Source organism: Pseudomonas sp. TH07 (assembly GCF_016651285.1).
Taxonomy (GTDB): domain Bacteria; phylum Pseudomonadota; class Gammaproteobacteria; order Pseudomonadales; family Pseudomonadaceae; genus Aquipseudomonas.
The window spans coordinates 2,068,826-2,084,645 of sequence record NZ_JAEKED010000001.1; the positions used below are offsets into that span (position 1 = coordinate 2,068,826).

Annotated in this window: 15 protein-coding genes; 3 read left to right on the forward strand and 12 right to left on the reverse strand. The window is 61.2% G+C overall.

The annotated features are described in order from the left end of the window. Window positions 1-68 precede the first annotated feature (68 nt). From ubiB to ubiE, 3 genes are read right to left on the reverse strand one after another with little or no spacing between them, the layout of a single operon-like run. Window positions 69-1,673, reverse strand: a complete 1,605-nt coding sequence (ubiB, locus tag JFU57_RS09790; protein ID WP_201129113.1) for a ubiquinone biosynthesis regulatory protein kinase UbiB — start codon at window positions 1,671-1,673, stop codon at window positions 69-71. Then, a complete protein-coding gene (locus JFU57_RS09795) occupies window positions 1,670-2,293 on the reverse strand; it encodes a ubiquinone biosynthesis accessory factor UbiJ (RefSeq protein WP_201129114.1) in 624 nt (207 codons plus the stop codon). The genes ubiB and JFU57_RS09795 overlap by 4 nt, the downstream gene beginning before the upstream one ends. After that, a complete protein-coding gene (ubiE, locus tag JFU57_RS09800; RefSeq protein WP_020299477.1) occupies window positions 2,293-3,063 on the reverse strand; it encodes a bifunctional demethylmenaquinone methyltransferase/2-methoxy-6-polyprenyl-1,4-benzoquinol methylase UbiE in 771 nt (256 codons plus the stop codon). Before ubiE ends, JFU57_RS09795 begins: the two co-directional genes overlap by 1 nt. A 155-nt stretch (window positions 3,064-3,218) precedes the next feature. On the opposite strand from ubiE, the gene JFU57_RS09805 reads away from it, so the two are divergent. From JFU57_RS09805 to JFU57_RS09815, 3 genes are all read left to right on the forward strand, one after another. Further along, a complete protein-coding gene (locus tag JFU57_RS09805; protein WP_201129115.1) occupies window positions 3,219-3,494 on the forward strand; it encodes a polyhydroxyalkanoic acid system family protein in 276 nt (91 codons plus the stop codon). A 208-nt stretch (window positions 3,495-3,702) separates the two neighbouring features. Beyond that, window positions 3,703-4,125, forward strand: coding sequence for a phasin family protein (locus JFU57_RS09810; RefSeq protein WP_020299475.1), 423 nt, complete (start codon window positions 3,703-3,705; stop codon window positions 4,123-4,125). Between the two features lie 10 nt (window positions 4,126-4,135). Beyond that, window positions 4,136-5,065: a phasin family protein gene (locus JFU57_RS09815; protein WP_078469439.1), complete on the forward strand. Its 930-nt coding sequence runs from the start codon at window positions 4,136-4,138 to the stop codon at window positions 5,063-5,065. 116 nt (window positions 5,066-5,181) lie between these two features. On the opposite strand, the gene JFU57_RS09820 is transcribed toward JFU57_RS09815, so the two are convergent. The 9 genes from JFU57_RS09820 to argS all read right to left on the reverse strand — a co-directional run bounded on the left by JFU57_RS09820 (window position 5,182) and on the right by argS (window position 15,713). After that, entirely contained in the window at window positions 5,182-5,802 is a 621-nt protein-coding gene (locus JFU57_RS09820; protein ID WP_078469440.1) for a TetR/AcrR family transcriptional regulator, read from the reverse strand. A gap of 61 nt (window positions 5,803-5,863) precedes the next feature. Next, the gene (gene phaC, locus JFU57_RS09825) at window positions 5,864-7,546 is read right to left on the reverse strand and encodes a class II poly(R)-hydroxyalkanoic acid synthase (RefSeq protein WP_201129117.1); all 1,683 of its coding nucleotides are present in this window, start codon (window positions 7,544-7,546) and stop codon (window positions 5,864-5,866) included. Window positions 7,547-7,653: 107 nt separating this feature from the next. Continuing rightward, complete coding sequence (phaZ, locus tag JFU57_RS09830) at window positions 7,654-8,511, reverse strand: poly(3-hydroxyalkanoate) depolymerase (RefSeq protein ID WP_078469442.1); 858 nt, start codon at window positions 8,509-8,511, stop codon at window positions 7,654-7,656. Between the two features lie 137 nt (window positions 8,512-8,648). Next, entirely contained in the window at window positions 8,649-10,328 is a 1,680-nt protein-coding gene (gene phaC, locus JFU57_RS09835; protein ID WP_201129119.1) for a class II poly(R)-hydroxyalkanoic acid synthase, read from the reverse strand. Between the two features lie 259 nt (window positions 10,329-10,587). Next, complete coding sequence (locus JFU57_RS09840; RefSeq protein WP_078469444.1) at window positions 10,588-10,965, reverse strand: gamma-butyrobetaine hydroxylase-like domain-containing protein; 378 nt, start codon at window positions 10,963-10,965, stop codon at window positions 10,588-10,590. An 80-nt stretch (window positions 10,966-11,045) separates the two neighbouring features. After that, the gene (gene hslU / locus JFU57_RS09845; protein WP_020299468.1) at window positions 11,046-12,383 is read right to left on the reverse strand and encodes an ATP-dependent protease ATPase subunit HslU; all 1,338 of its coding nucleotides are present in this window, start codon (window positions 12,381-12,383) and stop codon (window positions 11,046-11,048) included. Window positions 12,384-12,440: 57 nt separating this feature from the next. Next, on the reverse strand, window positions 12,441-12,971 hold the full coding sequence (gene hslV, locus JFU57_RS09850; protein ID WP_020299467.1) for an ATP-dependent protease subunit HslV: 531 nt from the start codon (window positions 12,969-12,971) through the stop codon (window positions 12,441-12,443). 305 nt (window positions 12,972-13,276) lie between these two features. Next, the gene (locus JFU57_RS09855; protein ID WP_078469445.1) at window positions 13,277-13,975 is read right to left on the reverse strand and encodes an SPOR domain-containing protein; all 699 of its coding nucleotides are present in this window, start codon (window positions 13,973-13,975) and stop codon (window positions 13,277-13,279) included. 1 nt (window position 13,976) lies between these two features. After that, complete coding sequence (gene argS / locus JFU57_RS09860; RefSeq protein WP_078469446.1) at window positions 13,977-15,713, reverse strand: arginine--tRNA ligase; 1,737 nt, start codon at window positions 15,711-15,713, stop codon at window positions 13,977-13,979. Window positions 15,714-15,820 lie beyond the last annotated feature (107 nt).

Below are 15,820 nucleotides of genomic sequence, written 5' to 3' on the forward strand. Positions count from 1 at the left end.
CTACCAGGTTCAACCCGATGGTTGCGCCTCGGCGATTTGAACAGTTTGCCAGCCGACTGCGTCACTGGCTATCGGCGAACGACCAGATACAGGCCGACCGCAATCATGATTCCCGCCGGCCAGTGCCCCAGTTCGTTCAACGGGCCACCGACTGCCAGGATCGCGCCGCCGGCCAGATGGGCGCAGCCCAGCAGACGCAGGAACCAGTCGTCCTTGCGCTGATGCCAGGGCGGCGGCGGGTCCTTGGCGTGGGGTTGGGACATGCGTTCGAGCAGGTCGCGGGTCATGTTGGCCAGGTGCGGCAGTTGTTCGACCTGGCTGTGGAGGTTGCCCAGCAGGGTTTTCGGGCTGACCCGCTCGCGCATCCAGCGTTCGAGGAAAGGCTGCGCGGTGTTCCACAGGTCCAGGTCCGGGTACAGCTGGCGGCCCAGGCCCTCGATGTTGAGCAGGGTCTTTTGCAGCAGCACCAGTTGCGGCTGGACTTCCATATTGAAGCGCCGCGCCGTCTGGAACAGGCGCATCAGCACCTGGCCGAAGGAAATATCCTTTAACGGTTTTTCGAAGATCGGTTCGCACACGGTGCGGATCGCCGCTTCGAATTCGTTGAGTTTGGTTTCCGCCGGCACCCAGCCGGAGTCAATGTGCAACTGGGCCACGCGGCGGTAGTCGCGCTTGAAAAAGGCGAACAGGTTGCGCGCCAGGTAGTCCTGGTCCTCGGGCGTCAGGCTGCCGACGATGCCGCAGTCGATCGCTATGTATTGCGGGCTCCACGGGTTGACGGTGCTGACAAAAATGTTGCCCGGGTGCATGTCGGCGTGGAAGAAGCTGTCGCGGAACACCTGGGTGAAGAAAATCTCCACACCGCGCTCGGCGAGCATCTTCATGTCGGTGCGCTGGTCGGCCAGGGTCGCGAGGTCGGTGACCTGGATCCCGTAGATACGCTCCATCACCAGCACTTTGGGGCGGCACCAGTCCCAGTAGACCTGGGGCACATACAGCAGCGACGAGCCCTCGAAGTTGCGCTTGAGCTGGCTGGCGTTGGCCGCCTCGCGCAGCAGGTCGAGTTCGTCGTAGATGGTTTTTTCGTAGTCGCTGACCACGTCCACCGGGTGCAGCAGGCGCGCGTCGGCCGAGAGTTTTTCCGCAGTGCGGGCCAGGATGAACAGCCACGCCAGGTCCTGGGCGATGATCGGCTTGAGGCCCGGGCGGATGACCTTGACCACCACCTCTTCACCACTTTTGAGCTGCGCGGCGTGCACCTGCGCCACCGAAGCCGAGGCCAGGGGCTCGATATCAAAGCGACTGAAGACGTCGCTGATCTTCTTGCCCAACTGCTGCTCGATCAGCGCCACGGCCTTTTGCGAGTCGAACGGCGGCACGCGGTCCTGCAGGCGCATCAGTTCATCGGCGATGTCTTCGGGGAGCAGGTCGCGGCGGGTGGATAGAATCTGCCCGAACTTGATAAAGATCGGCCCCAGGTCCTGCAGTGCCAGGCGCAAGCGTGCACCCCGACTCAGCTCCAGCGGTTTGCGCGGCAGCCAGCGCCAGGGCAGGGCGTAGCGCAGGGCCAGGAGAAACCAGGGCAGGGGCAGGGCAAACAGCAGGTCATCGAGGCGGTAACGAATCACGACGCGCTGGATGCGCAACAAACGGCGGACGGCGAGCAGCTTCATGCGTTATCGCTTGGATCAAGGGATCGGGAAAGGCGCTCGAAGCGCGCCTCAAGACGTTCCAGGTCGAGTTTGATCTGGTCCAGCTCGCTAAACCGGGCTTCGGCTTCGCGCTGGCCTACCAGGGTGCGTGATTCTTCGGCCAGGTATTCGCCCAGGTTCTGATTGAGGCTGGCGAACCCTTGCTGATACCAGCGGGCCCGGCTGCGCACATGGCCGCTGAACAGCGAGGTGGCGACCGGGCCAAGCCAGTGCGACAGCTCGTATTCCCAGTCCAGGTCGAGGTCCTGGAGGATCGCCGCCAGTTCCAGGAGCACGCCGCTGTCGCCTTCCAGCTCGACCTCGGGACCATGCAGGATCGTGGTCTTGTCTTTGCTCAGGGCCAGCTTTAGCAGGCTTGAGGCCGGGGCCCGCAAGGTGCAGTCGGCATCGGTGGCCCAGTGCGCGGCCAGCATCAGGCCTTCATCGCTGGGCAGGATAAACAGCTGCAACGCCGGGTTGCGGCAGTCGACCGCGATCACCTTGCCGCTCAGTTGTTGCAGACGCGGCAGGGCCGTGCTGTCGAGGCGCAGCACGCGATTGACGCCGAGTTCGACGCTGGCGAGCAGGCCGCTGAGCAACATCAGGGCTTGATGCCGCGATGCAGGGCGACGATGCCCGCGGTCATGTTGTGGTAGGTCACACGGTCGAAACCGGCCTCGACCATCATCGATTTCAGGGTTTCCTGATTCGGGTGCATGCGGATCGATTCGGCCAGGTAACGGTAGCTTTCCGAGTCATTGGTGATCAGCTTGCCCATCAACGGCATGAAGGCGAACGAATACGCGTCATAGGCCTTGGACATCAGCGCGTTGGTCGGCTTGGAGAACTCCAGCACCAGCAGGCGGCCACCGGGCTTGAGTACACGCAGCATCGAGCGCAGGGCGTCTTCCTTGTGGGTGACGTTGCGCAGGCCGAAGGCGATGGTCACGCAGTCGAAATGGTTGTCCGGGAACGGCAGTTTTTCTGCATCGGCCTGGACGAATTCGACATTGCCGGCCACACCGAGGTCCAGCAGACGGTCGCGACCGACCTTGAGCATGGATGCGTTGATATCAGCCAGTACTACCTGGCCGGTCGGGCCAACCAGGTGCGAGAACTTCTTGGTCAGGTCGCCAGTGCCACCGGCGATGTCCAATACGCGGTTGCCGCTGCGTACGCCCGACAGCTCGATGGCAAAGCGCTTCCACAAACGGTGCATCCCGCCCGACAGCAGGTCGTTCATCAGGTCGTACTTGGCGGCTACCGAGTGGAACACCTCAGCGACTTTTTCCGCCTTTTGGCTTTCTGGAACGTTCTTGAAGCCGAAGTGTGTGGTGGGTTCGGCATCGCTGCCTTTGCGCTGATCAGTCATATCGCTGTCACCAAAAGAGAATGCGGGACATTCTAATCCCGGTGGCGGCCTTTGTCTTGGCAAGGCTGAATGTAAGATAGTGCGCCGCCGAGACGTTTTGACGCAGCCACGGTCAAGATGCTTCAGGCAAGTCCCGATAAATCAGGAGTTATTTAATGGCCCGTATTACTGTTGAACGTGCCCATGGCCTGGGCAAGGAAGCAGCCCGTGAAAAGGCTGAGCAACTGGCGCAGAAACTGGCCGACCAATATGGCCTGGAACCCAAGTGGTCGGGCGACACCCTGAACCTCAAGCGTTCCGGAGTCAAAGGCACGGTGCACGTGGGCGAGGAGTTGATCCGGATTGATGTTGAACTGGGACTGTTGATGTCCGCCATGAGCGGCACCATCAAGTCGGAAATCGAAAAGGCTCTGGATAAAGCCCTGGCCTGATTGGCTGTTACAGCAACTGGCTTGCCGGCCATCGCAGGCGTTGCAATGGCGCTGATTGAACACCACCGGTAAGCCAGCACCCCTATCAAGTTGCTTCACTGTTTTGTTGCAGTGGTTAGGGTGCCGATTCTAATTTTTCTCACTACTTTGTGCTTCAGCCCCATTTTCTGTGGGCAGTTCCTCCAACCTTCTGCGCGTGAGGTGCACCATGGCCAAAGTAATTCTGAAGAAAAAAGTTGATGTTTCGTCGACTGCTCTGAGTGAAGTCAAATCCTATGCCCGCAAGATCTGGCTGGCAGGCCTGGGTGCCTACGCCAAGGTCGGGCAGGAAGGCAGCGAGTACTTCCAGGAACTCATCAAGGAAGGTCAAGTTGTTGAAAAGAAGGGCAAAAAAGTTGTGACTGAACAACTTGATGCTGCCAACAGTCAAATCGACAACGTCAAGGGTGATGTCACCAGTCTCAAAGGCAAAGTTGAAGTGCAACTGGATAAAGTCGAAAAGGCTTTTGACACGCGCGTCGCAAGTGCCTTGAATCGCATCGGCATTCCGTCTAAACATGACGTTGAGACACTCTCTGCTAAGCTCGATGAGCTGACGGCATTGCTCGAACGTGTCGCGCGTAAACATTAAGGAGAACGGGATGGCTGGTAAAAAGAATACTGAAAAAGAAGGCAGCTCGTGGATCGGGAAAGTCGAAGACTACTCCCGCAAAATCTGGCTTGCTGGTTTAGGCGTGTACTCGAAGATTGACACTGACGGCAGCAAACTCTTCGAGACCCTGGTCAAAGATGGCGAGAAAGCCGAGAAGCTGACTAAAAGTGCGGTCGGCAAGAAAGTTGAATCCGCCAAGGATTCCGCCAGCTCTGCCAAGTCGCGTATCAGTGATGTCAAAGACCGTGCACTGGGCAAGTGGGACGAACTCGAAGGTGCGTTCGACAAGCGTCTGAACAGTGCCATCTCGCGCCTCGGCGTGCCAAGCCGCAATGAGGTCAAGGCCCTGCACAGCAAGGTCGATACCCTGACCAAGCAAATCGAAAAACTCACAGGTGCCAAGGTGGCTCCCGTTGCGGCTAAAACTGCAGCGGCCAAGCCGGCTGCCAAACCCGCCGCCAAGCCACTGGTCAAGGCTGCTGCTAAACCAGCTGCCAAGCCAGCTGCAAAACCTGCCGCCAAGACCGCAGCGGCTAAACCGGCAGCCAAACCTGCCGCCAAGACCGCCGCCGCGAAACCTGCCGCCAAACCCGCGGCCAAACCAGTAGCCGCCAAGCCGGCAGCCAAGCCAGCAGCTAAACCTGCTGCGAAGCCCGCCGCTAAAACAGCCGCCGCCAAACCGGCAGCTGCTGCCAAGCCTGCGGTCAAACCGGCAGCCAAGCCAGCAGCGGCGAAAAAGCCGGTAGCCAAGAAACCTGCTGCGGCCAAACCCGCCGCTCCAAAAGCAGCGGCGCCAAAGCCTGCTGTTGCAGCAAAACCTGCCGCCCCGGTCAGCCCAGCGAACTCCTCGTCGGCTCCGACCCCGGTTGCAACCCCGACTGCCGCGCCAACTCCAGTGACGCCAACCAGTCAAACCTGATCTTTTCAGGTTTTGCAAAAACGCCCGGCCTGCAAAGGTCGGGCGTTTTTGTTGCTGCCCGCCAGGGCTTGAATCCTTGAATGCACTGCTTGCCGGTCAGCACTGCCGACAGTGGCTTATTCATGCTGGTCCAGATACTGGCGTGCCATCTGTTCGGTTGCCATCTTGGCCGGCGGCAGCAAGTGCGGCGCCACCAGCATCATGATCTGGTACACCACCAGCCGCACCTCGCCTTCGCGGTCGAGGATTCGCTGGTAGTCCAGGGAAAACAGCAAGGTCATGGTGATCTGTTCCACCAGTTGGCCCAGGGCCTGGGTGTCGCTGACCAATTGACCGGCCGCCTTGAGTCGGGCCAGCAAGGACGCCAGGGTGCGCTTGAGGGCATTGAGCAGGTTGCGAATGCCCCTGGCCAGTTTCGGCAGGCGACCGGCCAGGTTCGACAGGTCCTGGAACAGGAAGCGGTAGTGCGCCAGGCGCTCGACGATCAGGTGCAAAAACAGCCAATAGTCTTCTGGAGCCAGCAACGCGTCGGCGGGCGGGTCCAGCAAGGGGGTCAGCTCGTTCTGGAAGCGCTCGAACAGGCCCAGGATCAACGGCTCCTTGCCGTGGAAATGGTAGTAGAGGTTGCCGGGGCTGATCCCCATTTCATTGGCAACTTCCATGGTCGAGACATTGGGTTCGCCCTTTTGGTTGAACAATTGCAGGGCACATTCGAGGATCCGGTCGCGGGTTTTCATCCAGTCTTCTTGATTGTTCCGTCAGGCCACGGCCCGCTGGCGGGCGTGGCGCCAGGGTTGTTCAGCGTACGTGCACGTAAGTGCCGGGTGCCGCTTCCATGGGTGGATAGTTCTGGTTGCCGAGGGTCATCTGGGTTTCGCGCTGGACGCCGGAACGCTCCTGAATCCAGCCCAGCCACTGAGTCCACCAACTGCCATCGACGTGCTTGGCGTCGTAGTACCAGGCGCGCGGGTCGCTGCTGAGCTTGGGGTTTTCAACGTAGTTGGCCTTGGGGTTGCTCGGCGGGTTGAGGATGCTCTGCACGTGGCCGCTGTTGGACAGCACGAAGCGCCGCTCGCCGCCCAGCAGCAGGGTCGAGCGATACACCGCGTCCCAGGGCGTGATGTGATCGTTGATCCCGGCCACGCTGAAGCTGTCGACATTGACCTTCTGCAGGTCGATCGGTGTGCCGCAGACCTCCAGGCCCCCGGCATGGCTCAACGGGTTGTGCTTGAAGAAGTCCAGCAGGTCGCCGTGCAGCGCGGCCGGCAGGCGGGTGTTGTCATTGTTCCAATAGAGGATGTCGAAAGCCGGTGGCTCTTTGCCCAGCAGGTAGTTGTTGACCCAGTAATTCCAGATCAGGTCGTTGGGGCGCATCCAGGCGAAGACTTTGGCCATGTCCCGGCCGTCCAGCACCCCTTGCTGATAGGAGCGGCGCTTGGCGGCTTCCAGGGTCTGTTCGTCGGCGAACAGGGTTGCCGGGCTGTCCATCTGGCTGTCGAGCAGGCTGACCAGGTAGCTGGCGCTGGACACCCGGCGCAATTGGCGCTTGGCCTGCAAGTGGCCTTGCAGGGCAGCGATGGTCAGGCCACCGGCGCAGGCGCCCATCAGGTTCACTTCGCGGCTGCCGGTGATCGCCCGGCACACATTCATCGCCTCTTCGGCTGCTTCGATGTAGCTGGAAAGCCCCCATTCTCGGTGGCGGATATCCGGGTTGCGCCAACTGATCATGAAGGTCTGCAAGCCGTTTTTCAGGGCGAACTGGACGAAGCTGTTGGCCGGGCTGAGGTCGAAAATGTAGTACTTGTTGATTTGCGGCGGCACGATCAGCAAGGGCTTGGCGTATTGTTTCTCGCTCATCGGCTTGTACTGGATCAGTTCCAGCAGCTCGTTGCGAAACACCACCGAGCCTGGAGTGGTGGCCAGGGTCTTGCCGATCTCGAAAGCCTGTTTGGTGACCTGGCTGGGCAGGCCGTTGTTGTGCAACAGGTCGTCCACCAGATGGCCAAGACCGCGAACCACGCTGTTGCCGCCGGAGTTGAACAGCTCCTTGATCGCCAGCGGGTTGAGCAAGGTGTTGGAGGGGGCGATGGCGTCATTGAGCAAGGTGAAGGCGAAATGCGCACGGGCGCGGTCGTCGTCGTTCATGCCACTGTCGTCGATCCAGTTCCTGGTCTGCTTTTGCCAACTCAGGTAAGCCTGCAGGCTGCGCCGATAGAAGGGGTTCAGGCTCCAGGTCGGGTCGGCGAACCGACTGTCCTGGGGGTTGGGTTTGTGCAGGGTCTCCCCCAGCAGTACCCGACCCCATTGGCCGCCCAGGGCCAGGGCGTGCCGGGCGCTGTGCAGGGGGTTACGCAGGCCGTGAGCGGCCACGTTGCGCAGCGTCGACAACAGATCTCGGCCGCGCAGGCCGGTGATCGCGCTTTGAGCATTGATAAACGCGGCGGGCGTCGTCAACGAGCCTGTCGCTGGTTTTTCTCGCATGAGTCAACACTCCTTCGTCACCATCAACAAGCACACCAATCCAAGACAGACAACATAGTCGGTCCCGGGCCAACTTGCGCGCGAAGTCCTGTTCGACGTGCGCCTTCTCACGTACCGCTGAAAGGCGTCGGGTGCGGATGCATCACGGCCCGCTGCCGCTCCTCCTGGAGAAATTTCATGATGATCGGTGCAACCGCTTCGGCCCGGGTGATCAGAAACAGATGGCCGTCGTCGATGATGTGCAACTGAGCATTGGGGATGCGCCAGGCGAGCAGGCGCATATTGATCAGCGGGATCAGCGGGTCGTCGTCACCGGCCAGCACCAGGGTCGGCTGATGGATCTTGTGCAGCCAGTGGATGCTGGTCCAGCCCATGCCGGCGAACAATTGCCAGTAGTAGCCCAGTTTGCCCGCCGAACGCACCTTGGCCGCGTGTTCTGCGGCCAGGGACGGATCGCGACGAAAGGCGCCGCCATAGATCATCGGTGCGATGCGAATCACGTGGGAGGGCTGAATGTAGCGCCGTGGACTGGCCATCATCCACAGCACCTTGGGCTTGCCCGGGACCATGAAGGCGCCTGCGGCGGTAGCGGCCAGCACCAGCTTCTTGCAGCGCTCGGGATAGTCGTAGGCGAACTGCTGGGCCAGGGCGCCGCCCCACGACACGCCCACCGCATTGACCTGGCCATAGTCGAGGTAATCGAGCATGCGCGCGGTGAGCTTGGCCAGGCCGGGAAAGCGGTAAGGGTGGCTGGGCGTCGAGGAACCGCCGACGCCTGGCACATCGAACGCGATGACTTCCAGGTCCGGGTCCAGGGCCTGGACGAACGGAAACACCAGCTCCAGGTTGGCGCCGATGCCGTTGAAAATCAGCAGCGGGGTCAAGTGAGGCTTGCCTGGGCGTACGGCGGTGCGGATGGTCTGTCCATCCAGATCGACGGTACGAAATATGAACGGTTGAGGCATGCCTGGACCCTGTGAATTAAACCGCCGGAGCCGCCATCGTGGCTGAATCCGGATGACCCGAGGTGGGTATCCGCCTCGTCGAAAAGTAAGGCTGACGGCACCTCCAGGTGCCGGGTTGGTCATTGCCGGCGGACGGTTTACCGCTCGTGGACATAGGTGCCGGGTGCGGCTTCGGCGGCGGCGAACTTCTTGTTGCCCAGGGCGGTCGGCGACGCTTTCAGCTTGCCCGAGCGCTCGGCCTGCCAGGCCTGCCAGTGCAGCCACCAGGAGTCAGTGTGCTTGGTAGAGTTTTCCTGCCAGTCGTCGGCTTTGTCGGTCATTCCGGTGCCGGTCATGTAACGCGACTTGGGGTTGCCCGGCGGGTTGAGAATGCTCTGGATATGGCCGCTGCTGGACAACACGAACTCGACATTGCCGCCAAACAGCTGGGCTGACTTGTAGCAGGACTTCCACGGCGTGATGTGATCGTTGGTGCCGGCCAGGGAGAAGATGTCGGCGGTGACTTGTTTCAGATCGATCGGCGTGCCGCACACTTCCAGTGCATTGGGTCGGATCAGTGGGTTGTTTTTGAACATCTCGATCAGGTCGCCGTGGAATGCTGCCGGCAGCCGGGTCGTGTCGTTGTTCCAGAACAGGATGTCGAACACCGGCGGCTCGTTGCCCAGCAGGTAGTTATTGACCCAGTAATTCCAGATCAGGTCGTTGGGACGCATCCAGGCGAAGACTTTTGCCATGTCGCGCCCTTCCAGGACACCGGCCTGGTAGGAGTGGCGCTTGGCCGCCTCCAGCGTCTGCTCGTCGACAAACAACGCCACATCGCTGTCCAGGGTGGTGTCGAGCACGCTCACCAGCAAGGTCAGGGCGTTGACCTTCTTCTCACCGATCGCGGCGTAGTGCCCGAGCAGGGCGGTGCAGGTAATGCCGCCGGAGCAGGCGCCGAGCATGTTCACGTCTTTGCTGCCGGTGATCGCGGTGACCACGCCGACCGCTTCCTTGAGCGCCTCGATATAGGTCGACAGGCCCCACTCGCGCTGGGCCTTGGTCGGGTTGCGCCAACTGATGATAAAGGTCTGCACATTGTTGCGCAGGCAGAAGCGCGCCAGGCTTTTGTCCGGGCTGAGGTCGAAGACATAGAACTTGTTGATCTGCGGCGGCACCACCAGCAGCGGGCGCTCGTGCACCTGTTCGGTGATCGGGCGGTATTGGATCAATTCCAGCACGTCGTTGCGAAACACCACCGCACCTTCGCTGGTGCCCAGGTTCTTGCCGACCTCGAAGGCGTCCATGTTGACCTGGCTGGGCATGCCGCCGTTGTGCACCAGGTCCTTGGCCAGGTGTGACAGGCCGTCGAGCAGACTCTTGCCGCCGGTTTCAAAGAAGCGCTTGACCGCCGCCGGGTTGGCCGCACTGTTGGTCGGGGCCATGGCTTCGGTCATCAGGTTGATCACGAAATGCCCGCGGCTGATGTCTTTGGGCGAGAGGTTACTGTCGTCGATCCAGTCGTGGAGCTCCTTGCGCCACGCCAGGTAGGTTTGCAGGTAACGCTTGTAGAGCGGATTCTGGCTCCAGGCCGGATCATTGAAGCGGCGGTCATCGCCAGCCGGTTGCAATTGCGATTTGCCGAACAGTACGTTTTTCAGTTCAAGACCGAAATGGGTGACGTGCTTGACACTGTGCAGCGGTTGTTTGATGGCCTGGGTGAGCACCATGCGAGCAGAGCCAAGAAGATCCTTTCGACGCAAGCCAATGACCGGATTTAGCCCCAGGGTGTTTTCCGAGGCTTGGGCTTTCAGGTCATCGTTATTCTTGTTACTCATCTACGACGCTCCATTGTCCTGAGACGAGTACCAGACCTGCTGTGTAGTCACACAGCAAAGATGCCAGGTACTACTGCTCGGGTGACCGTTGATTCCACATCGCTGCTTTGTTGCTGCACAAAGCATTGCAGGGAACTTGCCAGCTCCATTGGTTACCCGAGTTTAATTTTTTTCGCAAGCAGGCCAATGCATGGCACTGCGGCCAAGCATTCAAACAGATGAAATTAGAAAATGCGTTCTAATCAGTTGGAGGCTTGAGCTAGAGCATCAGCTTGACGATCGACTCGCTCGGATCGCGGGATTTTCCAGCCGCTTTGAGCTCGGCCAAATAATCGTTCCACAGCGTGTCCTGGCGCACAGCCAGCTGGTACAGGTAGTCCCAGGTGAACAGGCCGCTGTCATGACCGTCGTCGAAGGTCAATTTCAGTGCGTACTGGCCGGCCGGTTCGACCTTGGTCAGGCCGACGTTGATCTTGCCCCATTGCAGGATGGGTTTGCCGTGGCCCTGGACCTCGGCGGAAGGAGAGTGCACGCGCAACAGCTCGGCGGGCAGGTGATAGACCTCGTCCGGCCCATAGGTCAGGGTCAGGGTTTTCGAGGCTTTGTGCAGGTTGATGGCAGTCGGGAGTTTGGTCATGGGGGGCAGCTTAAAGCTGCGAGCTGCAAGCCACAAGATGACCGCGGTCAACTTGCAGCTTGGCGCTCGTCACGGGTCGCTTAAAGAATGTAGCGCGACAGGTCTTCGTTCTGCGCCAATTCGCCGAGGTGGCTGTTGACGTAGGCGGCGTCGATGCGGATCGGCTCTTCGCCATGGGCGCTGGCCAGGTCACCGGCGCTGAACGACACCTCTTCGAGCAGACGCTCGAGCAGGGTGTGCAGGCGGCGCGCACCGATGTTCTCGGTCTTCTCGTTGACCTGCCAGGCGATTTCCGCCAGGCGCTTGATGCCGTCGGGCAGGAACTCGATGGCCAGGCCTTCGGTTTTCAGCAACTCGCGATACTGCTCGGTCAACGAAGCATGGGGCTCGCTGAGGATGCGCTCGAAGTCGCCGGGGGTCAGGGCCTTGAGTTCGACGCGGATCGGCAGCCGGCCTTGCAACTCGGGGACCAGGTCGCTCGGTTTGCTCAAGTGGAAAGCGCCGGAGGCGATGAACAGGATGTGGTCGGTCTTGACCATGCCCAGTTTGGTATTGACCGTGCAGCCTTCGATCAACGGCAGCAGGTCGCGCTGTACGCCTTCCCGGGAGACGTCGACGCCGCCCGAGTTGCCGCGCTTGGCGACCTTGTCGATTTCGTCGATGAACACGATGCCGTGCTGCTCGACCGCTTCCAGGGCCTTGGCTTTCAATTCTTCATCATTGACCAGGCGCCCGGCTTCTTCGTCGCGCACCAGCTTCAGCGCTTCCTTGACCTTGAGCTTGCGGTTCTTGCGCTTGCCCTTGCCCATGTTGGCGAACAGGCTTTGCAGCTGGTTGGTCATTTCTTCCATGCCCGGTGGCGCGGAGATATCGACGCCGGCGCTTTCCGCCACTTCGATCTCGATCTCCTTGTCATCCAGTTGCCCTTCGCGCAGGCGCTTGCGGAACAGCTGGCGGGTGTTGGAGTCCTGGGCGGGAGCGTCGTCGCTGCTGAAACCCATGCGTGCCGGAGGCAGCAGGGCGTCGAGAATGCGCTCTTCGGCAGCATCTTCGGCGCGATGGCGAACCTTGATGATTTCCTGCTCGCGAAACAGCTTGATCGCGGCATCGGCCAGGTCACGGATGATCGACTCGACATCGCGGCCGACGTAGCCGACTTCGGTGAACTTGGTCGCTTCGACCTTGATGAACGGTGCATTGGCCAGCTTGGCCAGGCGGCGGGCGATTTCGGTCTTGCCGACGCCGGTCGGGCCGATCATCAGGATGTTCTTGGGGGTTACTTCAACGCGCAGCTCTTCCGGCAGCTGCATCCGGCGCCAGCGGTTACGCAGGGCGATGGCGACGGCGCGCTTGGCATCGTCCTGGCCGATGATATGGCGGTTGAGTTCGTGGACGATTTCGCGGGGAGTCATGGACATAGTAGTTGGCGGTCCTCAAGCAAGAATAAATACCGTGGCCCTGGGCCTGTACCGGATTTATTCCGCGAGATCCTGCTCCTCAATGGTGATGTTGTGGTTGGTGAATACGCAGATATCGCCGGCGATGCCGAGGGCGGTTTCAACGATTTCCCGGGCCGACAGGTCGGTTTTCTTCAGCAAGGCGCTGGCTGCGGCCTGGGCGAAGGCGCCGCCGGAACCCATGGCGATCAGGCCGTCTTCGGGTTCGACCACGTCACCGTTGCCGGTGATGATCAGGGAAGCGTCCTTGTTGGCCACGGCGAGCATGGCTTCCAGGCGGCTCAGGGAACGGTCGGTACGCCACTCCTTGGCCAGCTCGACAGCGGCGCGGACCAGATGGCCCTGGTGTTTTTCCAACTGGCCTTCGAAGCGCTCGAACAGGGTGAAGGCGTCAGCGGTGGCACCGGCGAAGCCGGCAATGACTTCACCGTGGTACAGGCGGCGCACTTTTTTGGCGTTGCCTTTCATCACGGTATTGCCCAGAGAAACCTGGCCGTCGCCGCCCATGACGACTTTGCCGTGGCGGCGAACTGAAACGATGGTGGTCAAGGGAGAGTCTCCACGCTGCGGGGCGAAAATGCCCTGATGGAAACTCATATGGGGGTGGTGAGAGGTTTTTCAACCGTGGGGCGGGGATAGAGACGAGCGGTGAGACGGGTCTAATGTCACAGAGTGTGACTTGCCAGACAGCGCAGCCGCACGTTGTAGCCGCTGCCGCAGGTGGGAGGGACTGCGTGGCTTTCACTGACGCTCCAGCGGCGGTCCTGATGGCCAGCGCCGCTCCGTGCCTCGGCAGTGGCTACGGGCGAATGCGGTGGTGAGGGTATTGAGCCATACCCCCGCCACGGATTGGCTTAGCGGCTTTGGCGCTGTTGCAGCAGCAGGTTGCTGAAGCCGGCGCCGGCCAGTTGTTTCTGTGCGGTGGTCAGTTGCTCGCGGTTGCTGAACGGACCGACCAGCACCCGATACCAGGTCTCGTCCTTGACCGTGCCCGACTCCACGGCCACCGACTGCCCGAGCAGGATGATCTGTGCGCGCACCTTGTCGGCGTCGGCTTCCTTGCGGAACGAGCCCGCCTGCAGGAAGAACTTGGTGACCGCTGCGGCTTTGGCCACGGGCGGTGGCGGCGGCGGGGTGATGCCGGCCAGCGCCGCCTGGGCGCGGGCGGTGTCGATCTTCGCCGCTTCGGCTGGGGTGACCGGAGTGGTGGGGGTGGTCTGCGGCGTCGGCAGGGTTTTCTCCGGCACGGCCTCAGGCGGCACTATCACTTCCGATTCCGGCAGCAGGGTGTAGAAGTCGTATTTCGGCTTCACCGGTTGCTGCGGGCTCGGCGGGGTCTTGTTGGCCTCGGCGATCTTGCTGGCCTTTTGCTGTTCCAGCTTTTCCCGTTTGACGTTGTCGCCCTTGCCTGGCTCCAGCTTCATCAGGAACACGATAAACGCGCCGACGGTCAGGCCGATGGCCAGCCACAGCCAGCCCGGGATCGGTTTCTTCGCAGGAGCTTGGTAACGGCTGGCGCCACGCTTGGGTGCAGGTTTTTTCTTGGCAGCCAACTTACATGCGCTCCAGAGTTTCCAGACCCAGCAGTTCCAGGCCTTGCTTGAGTGTGCGGCCGGTCAGTGCGGCGAGGCGCAAGCGGCTCTGCATCTGAGCCGGGGTTTCGGCGTTCAGGATCGGGCAGTTCTCGTAGAAGCTGGAGAACAGGCCGGCCACATCGTAAAGGTAGGTGCAGAGAATGTGCGGCGTGCCTTTTTCGCCAACGCTGTTGAGCACTTCACCGAACTGCGCCAGCTTGGCCGCCAGTTCCTGCTCGTGAGCGGCTTCGAGCACGATCTGCCCTTCGACCTGGCTGAAGTCCTTGCCCAGCTTGCGGAATACGCCAGCGACACGGGTGTAGGCGTACAGCAGGTAAGGCGCGGTGTTGCCTTCAAAGTTGAGCATCAGGTCGAAGTTGAAGCTGTAGTCGCTGGTGCGGTGCTTGGACAGGTCGGCGTATTTGACTGCGCCAATACCCACCACTCGGGCGATGTTGCGCAGTTCGTTCTCGGCCAGTTCCGGGTTCTTTTCCTTGACCAGGGTGTAGGCGCGCTCCCGGGCTTCGGTCAGCAGGTCGATCAGCTTCACGGTGCCGCCGTCGCGGGTCTTGAACGGACGGCCGTCGGCGCCGTTCATGGTGCCGAAGCCCATGTGCTCCATTTCCATCGGGTGGGTCACGAAGCCGGCCTTGCGTGCTACCGCGAACACCTGCTGGAAGTGCAGGGCCTGGCGCTGGTCGACGAAATACAGCGCGCGGTCGGCCTTGAGCACGCCGCTGCGGTAACGCACGGCGGCCAGGTCGGTGGTGGCGTAGAGGTAGCCGCCGTCGGCCTTGACGATGATCACCGGCAGCGGCTCGCCATCAGCGTCCTTGAACTCGTCGAGGAACACGCACTGGGCGCCTTTGCTCTCGACCAGCATGCCCTTGGCCTTGAGGTCATTGACCACGTTGATCAAGTCGTCGTTGTAGGCGCTTTCGCCCATCACGTCGGCCATGGTCAGTTTGACGTTGAGCAGTTCGTAGATCTTCTGGCAGTGGGACAGCGAGATGTCCTTGAACTTGGTCCACAGCGCCAGGCAGTCCGGGTCGCCGGCTTGCAGCTTGACCACCAGTCCCCGGGCGCGGTCGGCGAACTCCGCAGACTCGTCGAAGCGTTGCTTGGCGGCACGGTAGAAGTTTTCCAGGTCCGACAGCTCTTCGCTGGTGATCGGGTTTTCCTGCAGGTAGGCCATCAGCATGCCGAACTGGGTGCCCCAGTCGCCAACGTGGTTCTGGCGGATCACGGTATCGCCGAGGAACTCCAGGACCCGCGCCACGCCGTCGCCGATGATGGTCGAGCGCAGGTGGCCAACGTGCATTTCCTTGGCCAGGTTTGGCGCCGAGAGGTCGACCACCGTGCGTTGTACCGGGCCAGCCTTGCGTACGCCAACCTGCTCATCGGCCAGGGCCGCATCCAGCCGGCTGGCCAGGGCCTGGGTGTTCTGGAAGAAGTTGATGAAGCCTGGGCCGGCAATTTCGGCCTTGGTCACGCTGTCATCGGCCGGCAGCGCGGCGATGATTTTTTCCGCCAGGTCTCGCGGTTTCATGCCGGCCGGCTTGGCCAGCATCATGGCGATATTGCTGGCGAAATCGCCGTGGGTCTTGTCGCGCGTGTTTTCTACCTGGATCGCCGGCGTCAGGCCTTCTGGCAACACACCGTCGTTGACGAGTTGGGTGATGGCTTGCTGGATGAGCTGGCGAATGGTGTCTTTCATGGTCTTCTCTTTCGACCGCAGGCGCGGCGGCGCTTCGATGCGCAGGTGGAAAAACTGGGCATTATCCGTTGCCGGGGCAGGCTTGCCAACCTTCGCACGCCCCGGAC

What these genes read in the sequence shown, in the direction of transcription:
- ubiB (WP_201129113.1), bottom strand. Translation starts at nt 1,673, where the DNA reads ATGAAGCTGCTCGCCGTCCGCCGTTTGTTGCGCATCCAGCGCGTCGTG.
- phaC (WP_201129117.1), bottom strand. Translation starts at nt 7,546, where the DNA reads ATGCGAGAAAAACCAGCGACAGGCTCGTTGACGACGCCCGCCGCGTTT.
- JFU57_RS09810 (WP_020299475.1), top strand. Translation starts at nt 3,703, where the DNA reads ATGGCCAAAGTAATTCTGAAGAAAAAAGTTGATGTTTCGTCGACTGCT.
- hslU (WP_020299468.1), bottom strand. Translation starts at nt 12,383, where the DNA reads ATGTCCATGACTCCCCGCGAAATCGTCCACGAACTCAACCGCCATATC.
- JFU57_RS09805 (WP_201129115.1), top strand. Translation starts at nt 3,219, where the DNA reads ATGGCCCGTATTACTGTTGAACGTGCCCATGGCCTGGGCAAGGAAGCA.
- JFU57_RS09820 (WP_078469440.1), bottom strand. Translation starts at nt 5,802, where the DNA reads ATGAAAACCCGCGACCGGATCCTCGAATGTGCCCTGCAATTGTTCAAC.
- JFU57_RS09840 (WP_078469444.1), bottom strand. Translation starts at nt 10,965, where the DNA reads ATGACCAAACTCCCGACTGCCATCAACCTGCACAAAGCCTCGAAAACC.
- JFU57_RS09795 (WP_201129114.1), bottom strand. Translation starts at nt 2,293, where the DNA reads ATGTTGCTCAGCGGCCTGCTCGCCAGCGTCGAACTCGGCGTCAATCGC.
- ubiE (WP_020299477.1), bottom strand. Translation starts at nt 3,063, where the DNA reads ATGACTGATCAGCGCAAAGGCAGCGATGCCGAACCCACCACACACTTC.
- phaC (WP_201129119.1), bottom strand. Translation starts at nt 10,328, where the DNA reads ATGAGTAACAAGAATAACGATGACCTGAAAGCCCAAGCCTCGGAAAAC.
- phaZ (WP_078469442.1), bottom strand. Translation starts at nt 8,511, where the DNA reads ATGCCTCAACCGTTCATATTTCGTACCGTCGATCTGGATGGACAGACC.
- JFU57_RS09815 (WP_078469439.1), top strand. Translation starts at nt 4,136, where the DNA reads ATGGCTGGTAAAAAGAATACTGAAAAAGAAGGCAGCTCGTGGATCGGG.
- argS (WP_078469446.1), bottom strand. Translation starts at nt 15,713, where the DNA reads ATGAAAGACACCATTCGCCAGCTCATCCAGCAAGCCATCACCCAACTC.